This window comes from Kinneretia sp. DJ1R-11 (assembly GCF_025717595.1).
Lineage (GTDB): Bacteria > Pseudomonadota > Gammaproteobacteria > Burkholderiales > Burkholderiaceae_C > Paucibacter_A.
Map to the genome: position 1 here is coordinate 33,309 of NZ_JAJIRR010000020.1, position 21,509 is coordinate 54,817.

The 21,509-nt window shown below is 61.6% G+C and carries 15 protein-coding genes and 7 tRNA genes; 4 read left to right on the forward strand and 18 right to left on the reverse strand.

Annotated features, from left to right (window positions below; translation table 11 throughout):
* Nucleotides 1-394: 394 nt before the first annotated feature.
* The 16 genes from LNV23_RS22800 to LNV23_RS22875 all read right to left on the reverse strand — a co-directional run bounded on the left by LNV23_RS22800 (nt 395) and on the right by LNV23_RS22875 (nt 14,931).
* Complete coding sequence (locus tag LNV23_RS22800; protein WP_411910623.1) at nt 395-619, reverse strand: IS3 family transposase; 225 nt, start codon at nt 617-619, stop codon at nt 395-397.
* A 176-nt stretch (nt 620-795) separates the two neighbouring features.
* Nucleotides 796-1,050, reverse strand: a complete 255-nt coding sequence (locus tag LNV23_RS22805) for a hypothetical protein (protein ID WP_263565079.1) — start codon at nt 1,048-1,050, stop codon at nt 796-798.
* A 692-nt stretch (nt 1,051-1,742) separates the two neighbouring features.
* Nucleotides 1,743-2,924: a tyrosine-type recombinase/integrase gene (locus LNV23_RS22810; protein WP_263565080.1), complete on the reverse strand. Its 1,182-nt coding sequence runs from the start codon at nt 2,922-2,924 to the stop codon at nt 1,743-1,745.
* 123 nt (nt 2,925-3,047) lie between these two features.
* Nucleotides 3,048-3,134: transfer RNA gene (locus tag LNV23_RS22815), tRNA-Leu, on the reverse strand.
* Nucleotides 3,135-3,233: 99 nt separating this feature from the next.
* Nucleotides 3,234-3,309 (reverse strand) — tRNA-Gly (locus LNV23_RS22820).
* A gap of 58 nt (nt 3,310-3,367) precedes the next feature.
* Nucleotides 3,368-3,443, reverse strand: a tRNA-Gly gene (locus LNV23_RS22825).
* A 371-nt stretch (nt 3,444-3,814) separates the two neighbouring features.
* Nucleotides 3,815-3,890, reverse strand: a tRNA-Gly gene (locus LNV23_RS22830).
* 17 nt (nt 3,891-3,907) lie between these two features.
* Nucleotides 3,908-3,981 (reverse strand) — tRNA-Cys (locus LNV23_RS22835).
* Between the two features lie 114 nt (nt 3,982-4,095).
* Nucleotides 4,096-4,171: transfer RNA gene (locus LNV23_RS22840), tRNA-Gly, on the reverse strand.
* A 138-nt stretch (nt 4,172-4,309) separates the two neighbouring features.
* On the reverse strand, nt 4,310-6,718 hold the full coding sequence (gene lon, locus LNV23_RS22845; protein ID WP_263565081.1) for an endopeptidase La: 2,409 nt from the start codon (nt 6,716-6,718) through the stop codon (nt 4,310-4,312).
* Nucleotides 6,719-6,828: 110 nt separating this feature from the next.
* Nucleotides 6,829-8,097: an ATP-dependent Clp protease ATP-binding subunit ClpX gene (clpX, locus tag LNV23_RS22850; protein WP_263520960.1), complete on the reverse strand. Its 1,269-nt coding sequence runs from the start codon at nt 8,095-8,097 to the stop codon at nt 6,829-6,831.
* 131 nt (nt 8,098-8,228) lie between these two features.
* Entirely contained in the window at nt 8,229-8,837 is a 609-nt protein-coding gene (gene clpP / locus LNV23_RS22855; RefSeq protein ID WP_318013899.1) for an ATP-dependent Clp endopeptidase proteolytic subunit ClpP, read from the reverse strand.
* A gap of 159 nt (nt 8,838-8,996) precedes the next feature.
* A complete protein-coding gene (tig, locus tag LNV23_RS22860; protein ID WP_263565082.1) occupies nt 8,997-10,313 on the reverse strand; it encodes a trigger factor in 1,317 nt (438 codons plus the stop codon).
* A gap of 23 nt (nt 10,314-10,336) precedes the next feature.
* A tRNA-Leu gene (locus tag LNV23_RS22865) sits at nt 10,337-10,423 on the reverse strand.
* A gap of 182 nt (nt 10,424-10,605) precedes the next feature.
* A complete protein-coding gene (locus tag LNV23_RS22870; protein WP_263565083.1) occupies nt 10,606-13,752 on the reverse strand; it encodes an efflux RND transporter permease subunit in 3,147 nt (1,048 codons plus the stop codon).
* 15 nt (nt 13,753-13,767) lie between these two features.
* On the reverse strand, nt 13,768-14,931 hold the full coding sequence (locus LNV23_RS22875; RefSeq protein WP_263565084.1) for an efflux RND transporter periplasmic adaptor subunit: 1,164 nt from the start codon (nt 14,929-14,931) through the stop codon (nt 13,768-13,770).
* A 226-nt stretch (nt 14,932-15,157) separates the two neighbouring features.
* Here LNV23_RS22875 and hpnC point away from each other — a divergent pair, with 226 nt between their 5' ends.
* Genes hpnC through hpnE form a run of 3 tightly spaced genes read left to right on the forward strand, consistent with a single transcriptional unit; the run spans nt 15,158 to nt 18,170 of the window.
* Entirely contained in the window at nt 15,158-16,039 is an 882-nt protein-coding gene (hpnC, locus tag LNV23_RS22880) for a squalene synthase HpnC (RefSeq protein WP_263565085.1), read from the forward strand.
* Nucleotides 16,036-16,884: a presqualene diphosphate synthase HpnD gene (gene hpnD / locus LNV23_RS22885; protein ID WP_263565086.1), complete on the forward strand. Its 849-nt coding sequence runs from the start codon at nt 16,036-16,038 to the stop codon at nt 16,882-16,884. Before hpnC ends, hpnD begins: the two co-directional genes overlap by 4 nt.
* Nucleotides 16,884-18,170 (forward strand): hydroxysqualene dehydroxylase HpnE, encoded by a 1,287-nt coding sequence (gene hpnE, locus LNV23_RS22890; RefSeq protein ID WP_263565087.1) that lies wholly within the window; start codon nt 16,884-16,886, stop codon nt 18,168-18,170. Before hpnD ends, hpnE begins: the two co-directional genes overlap by 1 nt.
* 52 nt (nt 18,171-18,222) lie before the next feature.
* On the opposite strand, the gene LNV23_RS22895 is transcribed toward hpnE, so the two are convergent.
* On the reverse strand, nt 18,223-19,356 hold the full coding sequence (locus LNV23_RS22895; protein ID WP_263565088.1) for a TIGR03790 family protein: 1,134 nt from the start codon (nt 19,354-19,356) through the stop codon (nt 18,223-18,225).
* Nucleotides 19,357-19,518: 162 nt separating this feature from the next.
* Between LNV23_RS22895 and LNV23_RS22900 the strand changes: the two genes are divergently transcribed.
* Nucleotides 19,519-20,286, forward strand: coding sequence for an IclR family transcriptional regulator (locus tag LNV23_RS22900; RefSeq protein WP_263565089.1), 768 nt, complete (start codon nt 19,519-19,521; stop codon nt 20,284-20,286).
* 96 nt (nt 20,287-20,382) lie between these two features.
* Here LNV23_RS22900 and pbpG read toward each other — a convergent pair whose 3' ends face one another.
* A complete protein-coding gene (gene pbpG / locus LNV23_RS22905; RefSeq protein ID WP_263565090.1) occupies nt 20,383-21,465 on the reverse strand; it encodes a D-alanyl-D-alanine endopeptidase in 1,083 nt (360 codons plus the stop codon).
* Nucleotides 21,466-21,509 lie beyond the last annotated feature (44 nt).

The following is a 21,509-nucleotide window of genomic DNA, read 5'->3' on the forward strand; positions in this document are numbered from 1 at the left end:
AAATGACCGCTTTCGCTATTTACGCATAAAATCTCGCTCTTTCAACGCAATAAACTCGCTCTTTCAACATCAACATGGCTTGGATACGGCATGGATAATGGCATCGGCGATCTTCATAAGAATAAATACTACGAAGAATTTACTGTAGGCCGACAAAGCCTCTTTACGGAGTCTTTAGGTACCACGATTTCGGTTTGCAGCGGACCGCAACTTTGTCGTTGAGTTGTCTAGTCACAAAGAGTCTTTTCGGTCCAAATTTCAGCCGGGATGCTAGCGCATGGCGCAGGCTCTATCGTCTCGACGCAAACTGGAGAGCCAAAACTATGATTCCCAACGACTCGGGCACCGATGCCCGAGTCGCAGTGCGAATTTCAGCCCACCGCGGCCACCTGTTTCAGGGGACGCGGACAGTGTTTTGCGCTGGACAAGTTTTTTCGGACACAGCGATAAGTTGTTTGATTGCCGATTGCTGCCCGAAGGCATTGGGTGGCAAGTTGCCCAGTTTGGAATGCAGTCGCACGCTGTTGTAGAAGCCAACGATGTAGTCGGCGATGTCCGTCAGGGACTCAGCGTGGTTGGCGTAGTCGCGCTGCCAAACGCGCTCCGTCTTGAGGCTCAAGAAGAAGCGTTATTGCCTCAATTCGTTGAGTGACTCAAGCCGAAAGCTCAGGGAGTACCCGGCCGACGACTGCACGGGGTGAGCCTGCAGGTGCATCCTGCAATGCTCTGAACGACAAGGAGCTCGACCTTCGCGCAATGGCGCGGGACATCGAGCAGCCCGGCGCGTTTTGTGCCTTAAACGTCTCTTCGAGCTCGAAATGGCCCGAAATCAAATCGCTCTGGGACGAGCTGTTCCAGCTTTGCCAATACAGGATCGGTGAACGAATCAGTCATGGCAGCGAAGTTCTGTGCTGCAGCGACATCTTTCGAAGCCGCTTTTGCGGCGCGGCCCAGGTGAAGCGAAGAGCCTAGTTTGACCGGGGACAGCTTCAGTTGTTCATCGATCAGATTTTTAAAGCTGCCGTCTGACGGTGAGTGCTGGGTTGTCATTGCAGTCTCCTTTGGATGCCCAATGTTCAGCCATTTTGGGTTCACGTGCCAGCTCGTGTCTATTTCGAGCCGCTCGGTCGACGAGCAAGCTTGTTGGGCGGTGGTTGCGCGGCTCACCAACTTGCTCGGTCCGTTAGGCAGCTTTCAAGTGCGAGCGAGAAATAGCCAGAGACCACAAGACCCTGATCGAGCACGGCAATCACATCCTGTCCGAGTTGCCCTGCGTCGCCACAGATGAGACAAGCGCAGGCTGAACGTTCTCCAGGGGCCCTATTTACACATTGCCAAAGCGGGCTGACAGCTCGCTCATGACCCAGTCGGTCTCGGGTGCAGTGATGTCCCACCCTTTCGACGGAATGCTATGCGCCACCCGACTGAGCAGTTCGCTCGCCGTCCAGGTCGGCTGTTCACGAAGTTTTCTAGCGCAGTACGAGTACAGCTGTTCGACTAGATCGACGCAGATCTCGTATCGCTCTCGCGTTTCGGCATCGGTGAACTCGCCGACGTAACGCCCGTCAACATGACGTATTGCGACTTTCGGCTGCACTCCAGCCACAGCACTTATGTCACGTCTCGTGGGAAAGTTCGCTGGGATACTCATCTGCGTCATTTAGTAGCTCTATCATTGAAAAAACCGTCAACCATTGACCGTACTATCGAGCGGGGCCCCAGTTGCTTGCTATGTTCAGCAATCAGGTGTCCTCGGGAGACGGTATTGGCGAACCCGCATCCATTAGCGCTTGCTCCAACGCAACATCTCGGTGAAATTTCTCCATCCGCTCTAGTAGCGGAAGATGACTGACCTCGGCCAGGTGCGTATATCCCATGAGCGACTGCGGCGATTTGTGTCCGGTTATCTGCATGATCTCTGGGATCGTCAATTTGTTGTTCAGTTCGTTGAACTCGAACAACCGACTAACGAACTCGTGCCGGAAGGCATTTGGCGTAAACCCCTTGAACAATGCATTTTTCTTTCGAATCGCATCGAGAGGTGATCTGTACACGTAAGGCTGTTCAGCTCCTGTCTCTCGTTTGATTGACGGGAACACTAAGTCCAGGCCGCCCCGACCAGCCTTGTGTTCTAGTTCGTAATAGTCCCACAGCGCCCGCGCTGTGGATTCTGTCAACGATTTCGTGAGATTTATTTGCTCATCACTAGCCGCGTTTTTAGTGTCGACGATGTTGATCAGTCGTTTTTTCATCTGAACATCGCGCCATCTCAGTCTCGCGATCTCTGAGGGTCGGGCGCCGGTCGACGCCATCACCAGAAAAAACGTATAGGCCCTGATGCCCGTTTTTCTCAAATTCTGCAATTCGGACAACATCAAGTCCTTGACGTTTTCTGAGACCCGAATGTTCTTGCTCGACTTAGATTTGAGTTTCAGTCTTTGAACAGGCGTGTCAATCAGATATTTTCTGTCTACTGCGTAGTTGAAAACGCTGCCTGCTGCGCGGATGACGAGCCTGACATGTGTGTCGCTCGTCTTTTTTCCGCGCTGCGTGATCGAGGCCTTGAGCTCGTCTCGATAGTCCCTGAGGTCTGCGCTGTTGATTGCCGAAATCGCCCTTTCTTTGAATCTGGGGATGCAGTACGTCCTGATGCGCTGCCCTTCTGTGCGCTGGGTGTCTGGGCGGAGGGATCTGAATTCGGCGGATTTTAGGTACTCCAGCGCCACCTCCTCGAATGTCCTGATTTTTGCGCCCGCGCCGGCTATCTCTGCATCTCGCAGTGCCTGCCTAACTTGATCCTCAGCGCCGTCGGCCCAGGTCTTCGCTGCGAACTCAGTTTCGAACGTTCGGCTTGGCACGACTGCGCCGCGTACGCGCACTCTTGCCAGGAATTTTCCAGTTTTTAGTTGCGTGACTGACGACACAACGACTCCCGTTGACACTCGATTCAAGAATTTTGTGTCAATCCAGTCCGCTGCGTCAATTCTAGCCGGCAGCAAAGTCGTGACTTACATCCCGTAAGTCCTTGATTTGCTTATGATTTGCAATGGTGCCCAGGACGGGACTTGAACCCGTACGACCGTGAGGTCGGCGGATTTTAAGTCCGCTGCGTCTACCAATTTCACCACCCGGGCGGCGGTCAGGCCGAGCATTATCGCTGCGTCTGCTCACGCGAATGCACGATGCCTGCGGAATGCAAAAAGGGAAGCCTGGTGGCTTCCCTTTTGCAAATCTGGAGCGGGTAACGAGGCTCGAACTCGTGACCTCAACCTTGGCAAGGTTGCGCTCTACCAACTGAGCTACACCCGCATTTTTCGGATCTGCGCCAAACAAGCCGCAAACCCGTTGGTAGGGTTGAAAACAAATCTGGAGCGGGTAACGAGGCTCGAACTCGTGACCTCAACCTTGGCAAGGTTGCGCTCTACCAACTGAGCTACACCCGCATCGCTTTCTTCAAACAACACGCAAGCGCGCCGTTTTCGGAACCGATGAAACTGCGTCCATCTTGTTTCCATTTCGATGACGCCGGAACTTTTTAAGCACCGTAATCAACGAAGTCTTGCATTCTATACCGAATATTCAACTCTCGGCAAGTTCCACTGAAGAATTTTCAAACTTTCGACGACGGAACTCGGCACCACTTTACTTGCGATCGACTCAGGTCGGGCGTGCGGTTTGCCTCCGCCCTCGCAATGCCCACAAGAATTCTGGCGCTCCGGCCAAAACAGAAAAGGGAAACCATCAGGCTTCCCTCTTTCCGATTCCAACGGCGCTTCGAATTTTTCAAGCTTGAAAATTCGGCCAATCGCCTGTCTGGAGCGGGTAACGAGGCTCGAACTCGTGACCTCAACCTTGGCAAGGTTGCGCTCTACCAACTGAGCTACACCCGCATGTGCACATCAAATTTTGGAGGCGCGATCCAGAGTCGAACTGGACTAACCGGATTTGCAATCCGGGGCATAACCGCTTTGCTATCGCGCCAAACTCGTTTACTTCATCAATTGAAACCGAAATTCCGACTGATTAAAAAAGGGAAGCCGGGGCCTCCCTTTTTGCGAATCGCCTCATGCAAGCATGATTGGATTCTTGTATTTCTGGAGCGGGTAACGAGGCTCGAACTCGTGACCTCAACCTTGGCAAGGTTGCGCTCTACCAACTGAGCTACACCCGCATCTCGCCTCGACACTGGAAATTTCAACTGTCTCCAGCCGAATCACCGTTGCGTCGAAGCTCAGATTCTAAACCACTTTTCGAGTCGGCTGCAAGCCCCTGCACGGAAGTGATCGTTCCGACGGAGCTTGCATTTCCCTCAGTGTGTCGCGGCCGGCGCTGCCACTAACGCTTCGGCCTTGGCCGCTGCGGCGGGTTCTTCATCCGGCAGAGGCACCGGCATGGACTCCAGCGCCACCTCCAGCACCCGGTCGATCCAGCGCACTGGCACGATCTCGAGCTGGTTTTTGACGTTCTCAGGAATGTCCTGCAAGTCCTTGACGTTCTCTTCCGGGATCATCACGGTCTTGATGCCGCCACGGTGGGCCGCCAGCAGCTTTTCCTTCAAACCGCCGATGGCCGTGACTTCTCCGCGCAAGGTGATTTCACCGGTCATTGCCACGTCGGCACGTACCGGAATGCCGGTCAAGGCCGAGACGAAGGCCGTAGTCATGGCCGCACCTGCGCTCGGGCCGTCCTTGGGCGTCGCGCCATCAGGCACGTGCACGTGCACATCACGCTTCTCGAAAAGCTCGTCCTTGATGCCCAACAAGCGCGCGCGTGAACGCACCACCGTACGAGCCGCCTCGACGGATTCCTTCATCACATCGCCCAACGAACCGGTACGGATGATGTTGCCCTTGCCCGGCATGGCCGTGGCTTCGATCGTCAGCAGATCGCCGCCCACCTCAGTCCAGGCCAGACCAACCACTTGGCCGACCTGGTTCTTCTTCTCGGCGCGACCGAAGTCGTACTTGCGCACACCCAGAAAGTCATTGAGGTTGTCCTCGGTGACGACGGCCTTGCCTTCAAAGGTTTTGAGCGCAATGCCCTTCACCACCTTGCGGCAGATCTTTGACACTTCGCGCTCCAGCGAACGCACACCGGCTTCCCGGGTGTAGTAGCGGATGATGCCGCGAATGGCGGATTCGGTGACTTCCATCTCCTCTTCCTTGACGCCATTGTTCTTGCACTGCTTGGGCAGCAGGTAGCGCTGGGCGATGTTGACCTTCTCGTCTTCGGTGTAACCCGAGAGGCGGATCACTTCCATCCGGTCCAGCAGCGCCGGCGGGATGTTCATCGAGTTGGAAGTGGCGATGAACATCACATCGGACAGATCGAAATCGACCTCGACATAGTGATCGCCGAAGGTGTGGTTCTGCTCCGGATCCAGCACTTCAAGAAGGGCCGAGGACGGGTCGCCACGGAAATCCATGCCCAACTTGTCGATCTCGTCGAGCAAGAAGAGCGGATTGCGCGTGCCAACCTTGGACAGGCTCTGCAGCACCTTGCCCGGCATAGACCCGATGTAGGTGCGACGGTGACCACGAATCTCGGCTTCGTCGCGCACGCCACCCAAGGCCATGCGGACGAATTTGCGGCCAGTGGCGCGAGCCACCGACTGACCCAGCGAAGTCTTGCCCACACCCGGAGGGCCGACCAGGCACAGAATCGGCGCCTTGACCTTGTCCACGCGCTGCTGCACGGCGAGGTACTCGACGATGCGATCCTTGACCTTGTCCAGACCGTAATGGTCTTCGTTCAACACATCGACGGCATTGGACAAATCGAACTTGATCTTGGTCTTCTTGCTCCAAGGCAGATTGACCAGGGTCTCGATGTAGTTGCGCACCACAGTGGCCTCGGCCGACATGGGCGACATCAGCTTGAGCTTCTTCAGCTCGCCGTCGGCCTTCTTGCGCGCTTCCTTGGGCATGCGAGCAGCCTGGATCTTTTTGTCCAGCTCCTCCAGGTCAGCGCCCTCTTCGCCGTCGCCGAGTTCCTTCTGGATGGCCTTGACCTGCTCGTTCAGGTAGTACTCGCGCTGGCTCTTCTCCATCTGGCGCTTGACGCGACCGCGGATGCGCTTTTCCACCTGCAGGATGTCGACTTCATGCTCAAGCAGATCGAGCAAAGTTTCCAGACGCTTGCCCACCTCGGCCAGGTCCAGCACCGACTGCTTGGCGTCCAGCTTGAGCGGCAGATGGGCGGCGATGGTATCGGCCAGACGGCCGGCATCATCGATGCCAGCGATCGAGGTCAGGATCTCCGGCGGAATCTTCTTATTCAGCTTGACGTACTGGTCAAACTGCTGAGTCACCGCCCGGCGCAGAGCTTCAACCTCGGGCTTGAGGTCGGTCTCGGGCGGAATAGGCAGGACCTCGGCGACAAAGTGCTCTTCCCCGTCGGTGATGGACTGGGTGGTGGCGCGCTGCAGGCCTTCGACCAGCACCTTGACGGTGCCATCGGGCAGCTTGAGCATTTGCAGGATGCTGGAGACACAACCCACTTCGAACATATCGTCCGACTTGGGCTCATCCTTGCCGGCAGCCTTCTGGGCCACCAACATGATCTGACGGCCGGCTTCCATCGCGGCTTCCAGGGCCTTGATGGACTTGGGGCGACCCACGAAGAGCGGGATCACCATATGCGGGAACACGACCACATCGCGCAAAGGCAACAGTGGCAGGGTGATCGGTTCCGCAGGCAAAACAGGATGACCGGACATGAAAACCTCTCTTTCTCAGACCCAGATGCGGTCCAAGATCAGTATTGCAAGATGCCTGGGGAATGGAACTGGCCCTTCAACGCGGCCAGTTCTCTCGTGTCGATTCAACTTCAGGCGCTGGCCTTGGCCTGCTCGCGATACACCAGCAAGGGCTTGGCCCCTTCGTCAATGTTGTGCTCGTCCAGCACCACTTTGGCCACACCGTCCAGGGCGGGCAGCTCGAACATCGTGTCGATCAGCGACAGCTCCATGATGGAGCGCAGACCACGCGCTCCGATCTTGCGGGCCAGTGCCTTGCGTGCAATTGCAGTCAAGGCCGAAGGGCGCACTTCCAGCTCGACGCCGTCCATGGCGAACAGCTGCTGGTACTGCTTGAGCAAGGCGTTCTTGGGCTCGGTCAGGATTTGCACCAGCGCGTCCTCGGTCAGCTCGCCCAGGGTGGCGACCACCGGCAGGCGACCGACCAGTTCAGGAATGATGCCGAACTTGATCAGATCCTCTGGCTCGACTTCGCGGAACAGTTCGGCCGCACGGCGGTCGGTCTTGCTCTGCACCGAAGCGCCAAAGCCGATACCGGACTTTTCCGATCGGTTCTGAATGACCTTTTCCAGGCCATCAAAAGCGCCACCGCAGATGAACAAGATGTTGGTCGTGTCGATCTGCAAGAAGTCTTGATTCGGGTGCTTGCGGCCGCCTTGCGGAGGCACGGAAGCCATGGTGCCTTCGACCAGCTTCAGCAAGGCTTGCTGAACGCCTTCACCCGACACATCGCGTGTGATCGACGGGTTGTCGGCCTTGCGGCTGATCTTGTCGATTTCGTCGATGTAGACGATGCCGCGCTGGGCGCGCTCGACGTCGTAATTGCAGTTCTGCAGCAGCTTCTGGATGATGTTCTCGACGTCCTCACCCACATAGCCCGCTTCGGTCAGCGTGGTCGCGTCGGCGATGACGAAGGGCACATTCAGCAAGCGGGCCAAGGTCTGAGCCAACAAGGTCTTGCCCGAGCCGGTGGGGCCGATCAAGAGGATGTTGCTCTTGGACAGCTCGACTGTGTCCTTGGTCCCGGCCATATGGCGCAGGCGCTTGTAGTGGTTGTAAACCGCGACGGACAAGGTGCGCTTGGCAACGTCCTGGCCAATCACATACTGATCGAGGCTGGCCTTGATCTCGCTGGGCACCGGCAGATCGGATTTGCTGGCGCGCGCCTGCGGCGTGTCGGCCGGCACTTCGTCGCGGACGATGTCATTGCAGAGCTCGATGCACTCGTCGCAAATGAACACCGATGGGCCAGCGATCAGCTTCTTCACCTCATGCTGGCTCTTGCCGCAGAAGGAGCAGTACAGGACTTTTTCGCTGGAATTGCCTTTTTTCTCGGCCATGGATCTGCTTGTCTTTCAGGCGTGAATGCCTGCAGTGATGATAGTTCAAACGGACAAGGGGCCCTTTTCTGGATAAGGGCCCCCTAGTGCCGTCAATTGGGCCCGGGTTCAGGCCGCAAGCGAGCGGATGCTCAGGCGCGTTTTTCCACCACCTGGTCGATCAGGCCGTAGGCCTGCGCTTCGGCCGCGGACATGTAGTAGTCACGCTCGGTGTCGTTCTGAATCTTTTCCAGGCTCTGGCCCGAACGTTCGGCCAGGATGCGATTGAGTTGCTCGCGGGTCTTGAGGATCTCGCGGGCGTGGATCTCGATGTCGGTGGCCTGGCCTTGCGTGCCACCCAGCGGCTGATGGATCATGACCTTGGCGTTCGGCAAGGCCATGCGCTTGCCCTTGGCGCCTGCGGCCAGCAGGAAGGCACCCATGCTCGCTGCCATGCCCATGCACAGGGTCGACACCTGCGGCTTGATGAACTGCATGGTGTCGAAGATGGACATGCCGGCCGAGACGCTGCCGCCAGGCGAGTTGATGTAGAGGAAGATGTCCTTGTCCGGGTTCTCGCTCTCCAGGAACAGCATCTGCGCCACCACCAGATTGGCCACCGCATCATTCACCGGGCCGACCAGGAAGATGATGCGCTCGCGCAGCAGGCGGCTGTAGATGTCGTAGGCACGCTCACCGCGGCCCGATTGTTCGATGACGATGGGCACCATGCCCAGGTTGTTGATTTCCAGCGCGCTCATGGGTGTTCTTCCTCTGAAAAATGTCTCGATCGAACTTCTTGCGAACTACCAACTAGGTATGGGGCCTGATTATGTGGTCGCAAGGCAAAGCCCTGAAAAAATGAAAAAAGGCGCCGGCCTTGCGGTACGGCGCCTTTCCGGCAGGTGCTGCGAACGGGATCAGTTAGCAGCCGTGGCCATCAGCTCGTCGAAAGGCAAGGCCTTCTCGCTGACCTTGGCCTTGGCCAACACGAAGTCGGTGACGTTGTTCTCAACGACCACCGCTTCCACTTCGGCCAGACGGTTGCGGTCGCTCAGGTACCAGCGCACCACTTCAGCGGGCTTTTCGTAGCTCTGAGCCAACTCTTCGATGTGCGCTTGCAGCTGCTCGGGTTTGGCTTGCAGATTGTTGGCGCGCACCAGCTCGGCCACCACCAAACCCAGGCGCACGCGGCGCTCGGCTTGGGGCTTGAAGCTTTCTTCGGGGATCGGGGCCTTGTCGGCATCCTTCACGCCACGCTTCTTAAGGTCTTCGCGGGCCGCGGCCACCAGGCGCTCGGCTTCGCCGGAAACCAGGGCATTGGGCACGTCGAGTTCGGCGCTGGCCACCAGAGCGTCCATGACGGCGCCCTTGTTGCGAGCCAGCACGCGGAACTTCACTTCGCGCTCGAGGTTCTTCTTGATGTCAGCGCGCAGGCCGTCCACCGAAGCTTCACCGATGCCCAGGGACTTGGCAAAGGCTTCGTTCACTTCCGGCAGGTGCTGGGTTTCGATCTTCTTGACCGTCACCAGGAAGTCGGCTTCCTTGCCGGCCACGTCCTTGCCGTGATAGTCCTCGGGGAAGGCCAGGGGGAAAGTCTTGGACTCGCCCACCTTCATGCCGCGCACGGCCTTCTCGAAGGCTTCCAGCATCTGGCCTTCGCCGATGATGAATTGGAAACCGTCGGCCTTGCCGCCGGCGAAAGGCTCGCCATCCAGCTTGCCTTCGAAGTCGATGGTGACACGGTCGCCATCGGTCGCGGCTTCAGCGGCGGCGCGCTGGGCAAAGGTACGGCGCTGCTTGCGCAGGATGTCGACGGTTTTGTCGATCGCTTCGTCGGTCACTTCGCTGGCGACGCGCTCGATGTCGGCGGCCGACAGGTCACCCAGCTTGACTTCCGGGTAGACCTCGAAGGTGGCGTCGAAAGCCATTTGGCCTTCAGGCGACTCTTCCTTCTGGGCGATCTTGGGAGCGCCGGCGACGCGCAGCTGCGCTTCGTTGGCGGCAACCGAGAAGGCCTCGCCCAGCTTGTCGTTCATGACTTCGTACTGGACGGAGTAGCCATAACGCTGAGCGACCACGCTCATCGGCACCTTGCCGGGGCGGAAGCCATCGGCCTTGACGGTGCGGGCCAGTTTCTTGAGACGGTTCTCGACTTCGCTGTTGATGTCAGCGGCCGCCAGCGTGAGCGTGATGCGGCGTTCGAGCTTTTCGAGGGTTTCGACGGTGACAGCCATTTTTGACTCAGTACAAAGTTATCTGGTGCGCGGGGCCGGACTCGAACCGGCACGCCGGTGAAGGCGTCAGGACCTAAACCTGGTGCGTCTACCAATTTCGCCACCCGCGCTAAGTGGATTCAAGCCTGCTTGACAAAATTCCTGTCGGAATTCGGCCGCACAAGCCCGTGGCATTTCGGCAAACCGTGGATTGTAGCCAATTGGAGAGCCAAAAATTGAGCTCAAGGAAAACCCCCGGTCGGAGGCCTCCTTACGAACTCAGTGGAAGTGAGCGTTGAGGACGCTGTTCAGCTCAAAGTTGCGAGTGGCCTGGCTCGGGCCGGCGCACGCGGAACCAGGCCGCGTACATGGCCGGCAGCGCCAGCAGGGTCAGGGCCGTGGCGACGATCAAGCCACCCATGATGGCCACCGCCATCGGCCCCCAGAACACGCTGCGCGACAACGGCACCATGGCCAGCACAGCCGCCGCGGCCGTCAGCACGATGGGCCGGAAACGTCGCACCGCTGACTCGACGATGGCGTTCCAGGCCGGCACGCCGCGCGCCCGGTCCTGCTCGATCTGATCGATCAAGATGACCGAGTTGCGCATGATCATGCCCATCAGCGCGATCACGCCCAACAAAGCTACAAAGCCAAACGGCTTGTCGAGGAGCAGCAGCGCCGCCGCCACGCCGGCAATGCCCAGCGGACCGGTCAGGAACACAAGCATGGAGCGCGAGAAGCTCTGCAACTGCAGCATCAGCAAGGTGAAGGTGATGAACAGCATCACCGGCACACCGGCCGCAATCGAGCCCTGGCCCTTGCTGCTCTCCTCCACCGCACCGGCCACCGAAATGTTGTAGCCCGGCGGCATCTTGGCTTGCAAAGCCTGCAGCTGCGGCCATATCTGGGCGCTGACGGTGGCACCCTGCATGCCTTCGGTGACATCGCCCTGCACCGTCACCGCATAGGCCCGGCCCTGACGAGCCAGCACGCCTGGCTCCCACTCAAAGCCGACCTTTGCGATCTGCGTCAGCGGCACCGAGCGACCGGTGCCGGTCATGACATAGGCATTGCCGATGTCAGTGATGGCATTGCGCTCTTCCAGAGGCGGTCGCAGCACGATGTCCACCAGCTTGTCCCCTTCGCGGTACTGGCCGATGGTGGTACCCGAGAGCAAGGTACGTGAGCCCTGCGCCAAGCTCTGGCTGGTGACGCCAAGCGCACGCGCCTTGTCCTGATCCACATCGAGCTTGAGCACCTTGATGGACTCACGCCAGTTGTCGTTGACGCCGCGCATATGCGGGTTGGCGCGAACAATATCTTTGGCCTGGTCGGCCCAGTAACGCACCTGCTCGACCTTTTCGCCCGAAACGCGGAACTGCACCGGATAGGCCACCGGTGGCCCATTGGGCAGGAGCTTCACGCGGGCCCGCACTTCGGGGAACTCGCTGGCGAGCAGCTCCGGCAGGCGCTTGCGCAAGGCCTCGCGCTCTTTCATGCCCTTGGGCAGGACGATGGCTTGACTGACCGCCGGGTCGGGGAACACCACATCCATGGGCAAATAGAAACGCGGCACGCCGGAACCGATCCAGGTGCTGACGGTAGCCACGCCCGCCTCCTTCATCAGGCGAGCCTCAAACCGTTGCGCCACAGCCTGAGTCTGCTGGATCGTCGAACCCTCGGGCAGGGTCATGTCGACCAAGATCTCCGGCCGGCTGGAATCGGGGAAGAACTGTTGCTGCACCCGCGTCATGCCGAACAGACCGAGCGCGAACACCAGCACCGTCGCGCCAATCGTCAGCCAGCGGTGTTGCACACACCAGCCCACTGCCGTGCGGAAGCGGCTGTAGAAAGGCGTGTCGAACATCTCATGCCCCTGGCCTTCCTTGGCTGGATGGGTGCGCAGCAAGAGTGCGCCGAGATAGGGAACAAAATAGACCGAGACGAACCAGGAAATCATCAGCGCCGCGGCGGTGACCGCAAAGATGGCGAAGGTGTATTCCCCGGTCACCGATTTGGCCAGGCCGATGGGCAGGAAGCCGACGGCGGTGATCAAGGTGCCGGTCAGCATGGGCATGGCCGTCGCGTCATAGGCGAAGGTGGCGGCATGCATCTTGTCGCAGCCTTCCTCCAACTTGCGCACCATCATCTCGACGGCAATGATGGCGTCGTCCACCAGCAAGCCGAGCGCGATGATCAGCGAGCCCAGCGAAATCTTGTGCAGGCCCACGCTCCAATAGAACATGGTCACAAAGGTGATGGCCAGCACCAGCGGGATGGTGATCGCCACGACCAAGCCCGGCCAGATGTCCACGCGCAGCGGCCGCGTGTGCAGACCCAGGGCGATGAAGCTGACCGCCAGTACGATCACCACCGCCTCCAGCAGCACCTGCACAAACTCATTGACCGAGCGTGTCACGGCCTGCGGCTGATCTTGCACTTGCACCAACTCGATGCCGGCCGGCAGGGTCTTGCGGATGGCTGCCGTGGTCTTCTGCAAGGCCTTGCCCATGGCGACGATGTCGCCACCCTTGCCCATGGACACGCCCAGGGCAATCACGTCCTTGCCCTGATGGCGCACCATCACCGACGGTGGGTCGGCATAGCCGCGCCGCACCTCCGCAATGTCCGACAAGCGCAGCGTGCTCGCTTGGCCGGTCACCGGATTGATCGCGCGGATGGCGAAGTCCTTGAGCGCCTGCACCGAATTGAACTGGCCGCCAATGCGGATCTGCAAATTGCCGGCCCCGGCGTTGAGCACGCCGCCACCCTCGACCGCGTTCTGCGCGCCGAGCTGATTGATGACCTGACCGAAGTCCAGGCCGAGGTTGGCCAGACGCTTTTGCGAAACCTCGATAAAGACCTTCTCGGGCTGGGCACCGAAGGTCTCAACCTTGGTCACATCGGGCACACGCAAGAGCTGCGAGCGCACCCGCTCTGCGTACTCGCGCAGTTCCTCGGGTGTGAAACCGTCTGCCGATAGCGCGAAGATCGAGCCGTAGACGTCACCGAACTCGTCATTGAAGAAGGGCCCGTACACCCCCTGAGGCAAGGTGCCGCGCATATCGCCCAGGCGCTTGCGAACCTGGTACCAGACCTCGGGCACATCCTTGGCCGCCGAGTCGTCCTTAAGCTGGAAGACCGTCAGCGACTCGCCCGGCTTGGTGCTGCTGAGGATCTTGTCGCCCAGCGGCACTTCCTGCAGGGTCTTCTCGATCTTGTCGGTCACCTGCTCGGCCATCTGCTGGGCCGTGGCGCCAGGCCAGAAGGCTTGCACCACCATCACGCGGAAGGTGAACGGCGGGTCCTCATCCTGGCCCAGCTGGAAATAGGCGGCAAAGCCCATGACCATGAGCACGATCATCAGATAGCGGGTCAGCGCCGGGTGCTCCAGCGCCCAGCGCGACATATTGAAATGGCGACCGGCGGTCGCGGGAGCTTGCTCGTGAGGGCTCATGCGGCTGGCTCCGGATCAGCGCGAAGCCGCGGCAGCAGGTGCAGGCGCAACTGCAGGAAGCGCTGGCCCCTGCTCGAAACGCCTGACTTTCTGGCCTGCCTTGAGCACATGCACACCCGCCACCACCACCTCTTGCCCCGGCTGAAGGCCTGCGGCCACCAGCACCTCGTTGCCATCCGCTCCGCCCACCTGGACGGGCTGCTGCTTGACTGTCATCGACGCGGCATCGAGCACCCAGACCGAAGTTTGGCCCTGGGTCTGCAGCACGGCCGACAGTGGCAGCTTGATGGCCTGAGCCACCCGCGGCGAAGCCAACAGGACCGCCGCGGTCTGGCCGATGCGTGCGTCGAGCTTGCCGGCGTCGGCCTTGATCAGAAAGGTACGGGTCACTGGATCGGTGGCTGCCGCCACCTCGCGCAGGCTGATGGGCCGCGCCTCGGCGACCGCTTGCGCGCCGGGCTTGACGTCGCTCCAGAGTCGCACCGTCAGGCCGCCGGCCAGGGCTGCGCCCTCGCGCAGACGGCCCAGCTGGTCCTCGGGCACAGAAAACACCACATCGCGAGGCCCTTCATGGGCCAACTGCAAGACCGGCGTGCCGGCCCCTACCACCATGCCGGGCTCGACAAAGACGGCCGTTACCACACCGGCGGCATCGGCGGTCAGTTGGGCGTAGCCGACCTGGTTGTTCTGCGCCTCGGACTGGGTGCGCGCCTGCTCCAGCTGCGCCTGCGCCGCCTTGAAGGCCAGGTCGCGCCGCTCCAGTTCGGCGGCGCTGATGAATCCCTGCTGTTGCAACTCAATGAAACGCTTCAGTTCGGCGCCGAGCTGATCGCGATTGGCCCGCGCAGCCTGCAGCCCGGCCTTGGCCGCCTGCTGACCCAGGACCAAGTCCTGCGGATCCAGCACAGCCAGCACCTGGCCCGCCTGGACGCGATCGCCAACATTGACCTTGCGGCCGAGCAATTTGCCGCCGACGCGGAAGGACAGTCGTGTTTCGGTGCGGGCGCGGATCTCTCCGGCGAACTCATGAACTTGCCCGCTGGTCCCCGCCTGCAAGATCAGGGTGCGAACCGCACGTTCAGGCTCGGGCGCGGCTTCTTGTTTGCTGCAGGCGCCTAGCAGCGCCAGCAAGGCGACAGCACAGGCCTGGCTGGTACGGCGGCTAAGGAGATGGGGCATGAATGACCTCGAATTGGGCTTCACCATCGGTCGCGCGCTAGATCAGCGGCACGGCCGGCTCGCGGTGAGCACGTAGCAAAAGAACAGAGCGGACGGGCAGATTCGCCGTAACTGGCCAAACGGTCAGCAATGTAGGGAAGCGACTCTGCACTGTCAAACCGATGAAAGCGGTGCAATCCGGCCCGTCTTGCTGCCGACGAGGCTGAACGCACCCACAATCCTGGCCGTGAGCATAGAACACTACGAAAACTTTCCTGTTGCTTCCTGGCTGTGCCCGCCGCATTTGCGCCCGGCCATTGCAGCGATCTACCACTTCGCCCGCAGCGCCGATGACTTGGCCGACGAAGGTGATGCCTCGACCGCGCAGCGCCAGCAGGACCTGCAGGACTACCGCGCCGACCTTGCCGCCATGCTGGACGGCCGGGCCGGATCGGGCCGCTGGGAGCGCACCGTGTTCGCCGGGCTGGCGCGCGTCATGCCTCAATATCGGCTGCCGGCGCCGCTGCTGAATGATTTGATCTCCGCCTTTGAGCAGGATCTGGTCAAGACTTCGTATGCCGACCGCCCCGAACTGATGGACTACTGCAGCCGCTCGGCCAACCCGATCGGACGGCTGCTGCTGCACCTGTACGGCATCGCCGACCCGCTCGCGCTGCAGCGCTCTGACGCCATTTGCAGCAGCCTGCAACTGATCAACTTCTGGCAGGACTTCAGCCGCGACGGCCCACGAGGCAGGCTTTATGTGCCCGCGAGCGACTTGCGTCGCCATGGTCTGAGCGGCGCCGACATCCTGGCCTGCCACGACAGCAGCGCCGCCCGGCAGTTGATCGCCGAGCTCTGCGACTGGGCCGAGGCCCTGATGCTGCAGGGCGCGCCCCTGGTGCACCAGATACCCGGGCGCGCCGGCTGGGAGTTGCGCGCGGTGGTACAAGGCGGCCTGCGCATTCTTGCGAAAATCCGCGCCATGCATCACGCCAGCCTTCTTCAACGCCCCGCATTGGGCCCGCTCGACGCCCCCGCTCTGCTCTGGGCCTGCCTGCGCATGGGCCGCAGCCGCACTTTGAACCTGGCCGCCACGGCCCAGACCGAGCGCGAGGTCCGCCTGTGAACCCCGAGCAATACGTGCAGGACAAGGCCGCCAAGAGCGGCTCCAGTTTCTATTACGCCTTCCTGTTTCTGCCCCCAGAGCGTCGCGCCGCCATCACCGCCTTCTATGCCTTCTGCCGCGAGGTGGACGATGTGGTGGACGAAATCGAGGATCTGGGCGTGGCATCGACCAAGCTGGCTTGGTGGCGCAAGGAAACCGCCAGCGCCTTCGCCGGCCAGCCCCAGCATCCGGTGATGAAGGCCTTGATGCCGCATTGCGCGGCCTTCGATATTCGCCTGGAACACCTGAACGCCGTCATCGAAGGCTGCCAGATGGACCTGGAACAGACCCGCTATCTCGACTACCCCGGCCTACAGCGCTACTGCCATTTGGTGGCCGGCGTCGTCGGCGAAGTCGCCTCGGGGATCTTCGGCCGCAGCCAGCCCGAGACCATCGCCTATGCCCACAAACTGGGCCAGGCCATGCAGCTGACCAACATCATTCGCGACGTCGGCGATGATGCCCGGCGTGGCCGCATCTACCTGCCGATCTCGGAGCTGCAGCAGTTTGACGTCAAGGCCCATGAGATCCTGCTGCGCAAAAGCCCCTGGGGCTACAGCGATCGCTTCACGGCCTTGATGAAATTCCAGGCCGAGCGCGCGCACCGCCTGTACGACGAAGCCTTTGCCCTGCTGCCTGACGTGGACCGCAAGGCACAGAAGACCGGCCTCATGATGGCCAATATCTACCGCGCCTTGCTGCGCGAGATCGAAGCCGAGAACTTCCGCGTGCTGGAGCAACGCATCTCGCTGACGCCGCTGCGCAAGCTTTGGCTGGCCATGCGGACCAATTGGCTGGGCCGCTGATGCCCGCGCAGCCATTCGGGCTGCGCGTGGCCGTGGTGGGCGGCGGCTGGGCCGGACTGGCGGCCGGCGTGCGCGCCTGCGAAGCGGGCCACCGGGTTCAACTCTTTGACATGGCCAGCCAGCTCGGTGGCCGAGCCCGCAGCCTGCCGCCAGACGACGCCGGTCTGCGCCTGGACAACGGCCAGCACATCCTGATCGGCGCCTACCGGCGCAGCCTGGCTCTGATGCTCCAGCTGGGCGTGGCGCCCGAGGCCGCCTTGCTGCGCCTGCCCCTGCGCCTGCGCTACCCCCAGCATGAAGGCCTGCGCCTGCCGCCCGGCGCGGCCATGCCGGCCTTTGTGCGCGGTGTGCTGGCCTGCCAGCGCTGGTCCTGGCGAGCACGGCTGGGTCTGCTGAGCGCCGCGACAGGCTGGATGCTGCGAGGGTTTCGCTGCGCCCCCGAGCTCAGCGTGGCCCAGCTGTGCCGGGGCCTGCCTCAGCAAATCAAGGACGAACTGATCGATCCACTCTGCGTCGCGGCCCTGAACACGCCGGCCGCGCAGGCCAGCGCCAGCGTGTTCCTGCGTGTGCTGCACGATGCCCTGTTCAGCGGCCCCGGCAGCTCCGACCTGCTGCTGCCGCGACGGCCGCTGAGCGAACTGCTGGCCGAGCCGGCGCAAACTTGGTTGCAGACCCACGGTGCGGAGCTGCGGCTCGGCCACCGGGTGCAGTCCCTGGTACCGGGAGCCAAAGGCGGCTGGCTCGTGGAGGGTGCGGCCTTCGACCGCGTCATCCTCGCCTGCAGCGCGGCCGAAGCCGCCCGTTTGACCGCCCCGCTCGCACCGGGCTGGAGCGCGCAGGTGGCGGCGCTGAAGTATGAGCCCATCATCACGGTCTACCTCCAGCACCCCGGCCCCGCCTGGCCTTCCCCCATGTTGGCCCTGCAGGAAGGGCCGCAAGCGCCGGCCCAGTTTGCGTTTGACTTGGGGCAGCTATGCGCCGAAGCCGCTGGCCGCTCGGCCTGGGTGATCAGCGGCGCCGCACCCTGGGTTGAGCGCGGCCTGGAAGCCGCCGCTGAAGCCGTAAGGAGACAAGCCCAGCGAGAGCTGGACTGGGCCCAGCCCCCCGAGCTGATCCGCGTGCTGGCTGAGAAACGCGCAACCTTTGCCTGCAGCCCGGGCCTGCAGCGCCCGCCCGCAGCGATTGCCCCTGGCCTGTGGGCGGCCGGGGACTATGTCGCGGGGCCCTATCCAGCCACCCTCGAAGGGGCTGTGCTGGCGGGTGAGTTCGCAGCGGCAAATCTGTAGCCGACTGCCTTCTTCAAAGCTTCAGAACGGTGGCGCAAAGGGCGCTGCAGGGCTAGAACGGCGGCGCAAAAGGCGCCGCCAGAGGCTCCCCCACAAACACCCCCTGCCCTGGCCAAGCCACGCTATGCCAATAGGCTTCCAGCGCACTCAAGCCCTGGGCATAGCTGAGCAACAGAATCTGCGGATGCGGGAACTTCTGCAGGTGGTTGCAAGGCTCGCTGACCGTGCCATAGCTGGCGGTAGCGCCGGACTCCAGCCAATCCAGCGCACTCATTTGCTCCTGCGGGCTGTTGCGCTCCAGCAGGCCGCCGAAGGAGGTGAGATGGTCGGCCAGAGCACCGGGCAACCAGTCGATCCGATCCAGGCCTTCCACGCGCGCCAAACCGGTCGCCATCAACAAGGCACGCGGCAGGAGGGCGGGCAAGGCCTCGCTGGACTCCCGGCGCGCTTCCAGTCCCAAGGCCCGGATGGTGCTGGCCGGGGGGAACAAGACCGAACGCACGCTGCGCGCCGCATCGGGGGTGCTGACGAAATAGGCATTCGCTGGCACGAAGGATGGCAGGCTGTGGTCGGCGGCGATGCCGCGCTCTATCAAGGCCTGGGCGCTCTCGACCGAGCGTGCGGCCAAGAGCATGGACGGGCGCAGGCCCAGGTCGGTGAAAGGCTTGCGGCCCTGGTAGTTGAAATACGGCGAAGGCCGGCTCGGGGCGCAGCTCTGCTTGCAGATTTCAGGCTGAAAGCCCAGCGCCAAGGCCGAGGTGATGGAGTTGCACTCCACAGCGTAAGGTTGGCTCCATGCCATCGCCAGCGCCTGCACCTGTGGACCCATGCGCTGGCGCACGCTGGCCTGCAGACTCTCGAACTCGGCCAGACTCAAACTCGCACGCAAGGGCAGCTGCACGCGCAAGATATGAGCATCGGGAATGCCGCGTCGGCGAGCGTAGTACTGGCCCACGGCCACGGAGTACGGATCGTTGGTGTTGATCAGCAGGCCCAGGTCGGCCGCGGTCAGGCGGCCCTGCAGCTTGGGCAGGCGCAACCAGCTTGACACCGGAGCCACCCGGGCCGGCGCGCTGGTGGCCGAATTGACGCTTGAATGAGCTGGGGAACTCCCTGCCGAGCTGGCGGGCGGCTGCTGCGGCCCGGCTGCGGGCGGCGCATTCATCAGCTCCGAAGAGGGCGCCACCGTTTGGGCCTGTACCGCCAGCGCGAGCGACAGGCTTGCAAGCGCCACGCCCAGCCATTGCACGATGCGAACTGCCGGCGCTGTTGCGCAAGCGAAACCATCTCGTGAGCTGAATCTACTTTTCGCAATGCAAAACAAAGTGAAACCCCGCACAATCACCGCATGAAGAATAAAGAAGCTCAAACGCCTGCCATCCAGGTGCTGGAGCGCACCTTCGCGCTGCTCGATGTTCTGGCCAGCCACCAAGATCCGGTTTCATTGAAAGAGATCGCCGAAACCACCGGTCTGCACCCGTCCACCGCGCACCGGATTCTGAACGACCTCGCCATCGGGCGCTTCGTCGACCGCCCCGAGGCCGGCAGCTACCGCCTCGGCATGCGCATGTTGGAACTGGGCAACTTGGTCAAGGCCCGACTCGATGTGCGCGATGCGGCGCTCGGACCCATGCGCGAACTGCACAAGTTCACCCACCAACCAGTCAATCTTTCGGTGCGCCAGGGCGACGAAATTGTCTACATAGAACGCACTTACAGCGAACGCTCGGGCATGCAGGTGGTGCGAGCGGTGGGTGGCCGCGCTCCGCTGCACCTGACCTCGGTGGGCAAGCTCTTTCTGGCCAGCGACGACCCCACGCGCGTGCGTGCCTATGCTACCCGCACGGGCCTGGCCGGCCACACGCGCAACAGCCTCACGGAAATCGGCGCGCTGGAGCGCGAGTTGGCGCTGATCCGTCAGCGCGGCCTGTCACGCGACGACGAAGAACTGGAGCTCGGCGTGCGCTGCATGGCCGCGGGGATCTATGACGACCAGGCCAAGCTGGTCGCCGGCCTGTCCATCTCAGCCCCAGCCGACCGCCTGGAAGAAAGCTGGCTGGCACGCCTCAAGGAAACGGCAGCGCAGATCTCCGCGTCACTGGGTTTTCGCGGCTGATTCAGCCACCTAGCGACTATCGAAAAGACATGAAAAAACGCGCTCCTTGAGCGCGTTTTTTCTTTCGGTGACCAGACAGCCACGCAAGTGCCTGACTCAGATCGTCGGCTTGACGTTCACCGCCGCAGCGCTCGGATTGCTATTGATCCACTTGCGCACGCGCTCGGCATCGGCAATTCGCGTGTATTTGCCGGTGGAATCGAGGAAGACCATGATCAGCTTGCGGCCAGCCATGCGCGCCTGCATAACCAAGCAACGGCCGGCCTCATTGATAAAACCGGTCTTCTGCAAACCGATGTCCCAGGCAGGGTTGCTGACCAAAGCATTGGTGCTGTGATATTGCAGCTGACGGCGACCCAAGGCCACTTGATATTCCTTGGAAGTGGACAGCTCACGCAGCAAAGGCACCTCGTGCGCCACTTTGACCAGCGCCGCCAGATCCTTGGCGCTTGACTGATTGCGGCTGGACAAGCCAGTCGGCTCCACATAGTGAGTGTCGGTCATGCCCAAAGCCTGTGCCTTGGCATTCATGGCGGTGACAAAGGTCGCCAGACCGCCGGGGTAGTACCGACCCAGCGCATTGGCCGCGCGGTTCTCAGAAGACATCAGGGCCAGATGCAGCATCTCGCCGCGAGTCAGCGTAGCGCCGACCGTCAGGCGCGAGCGCGTGTACTTTTCAGAGTCGACGTCCTCATCACTGATCGTCAACTTTTCATCCAGTGGCTGCCCGGCTTCAACCACCAACAGCGCCGTCATCAGCTTGGTGATGGAAGCGATCGGCAGCACGGCCTGGGAGTTCTTGGCGAACAAGACTTCATTGGTGTCTTGATCCAGAACCAGGGCCACGCTGGATTTGAGCTTCAGCGCATCTTCCACGCTGTGCAGACCGTAGAGCTGGCCGAATGTGGGTTTGGCCGCCACTTCAGCGACGGCAGCGCGAGCAGCCACCGGGGCCTTGCCCGTACGAACGCGCAGGGCCGCTTTGGGCTGAGCCTTGCCGCCAGACTTAAGCTGGGCCGCCTTAGCCGCCTTGTTCAGATAGGTGCTGCGCGCAGCCGGCTTGGCGGCGCGCGCATTCTTGGCCACCGGTGCTTTTTGTGCCGCGGCAGCGCTGGTCAGCGGGGCGCTACCCAGGAAACCCGCCACGACCAAGGCCAGGCTGGCGGAAAAATGCGTCAACTGCTTCGAGAATCTATTGTTCAAACCGGGCCCCCAACAACTGT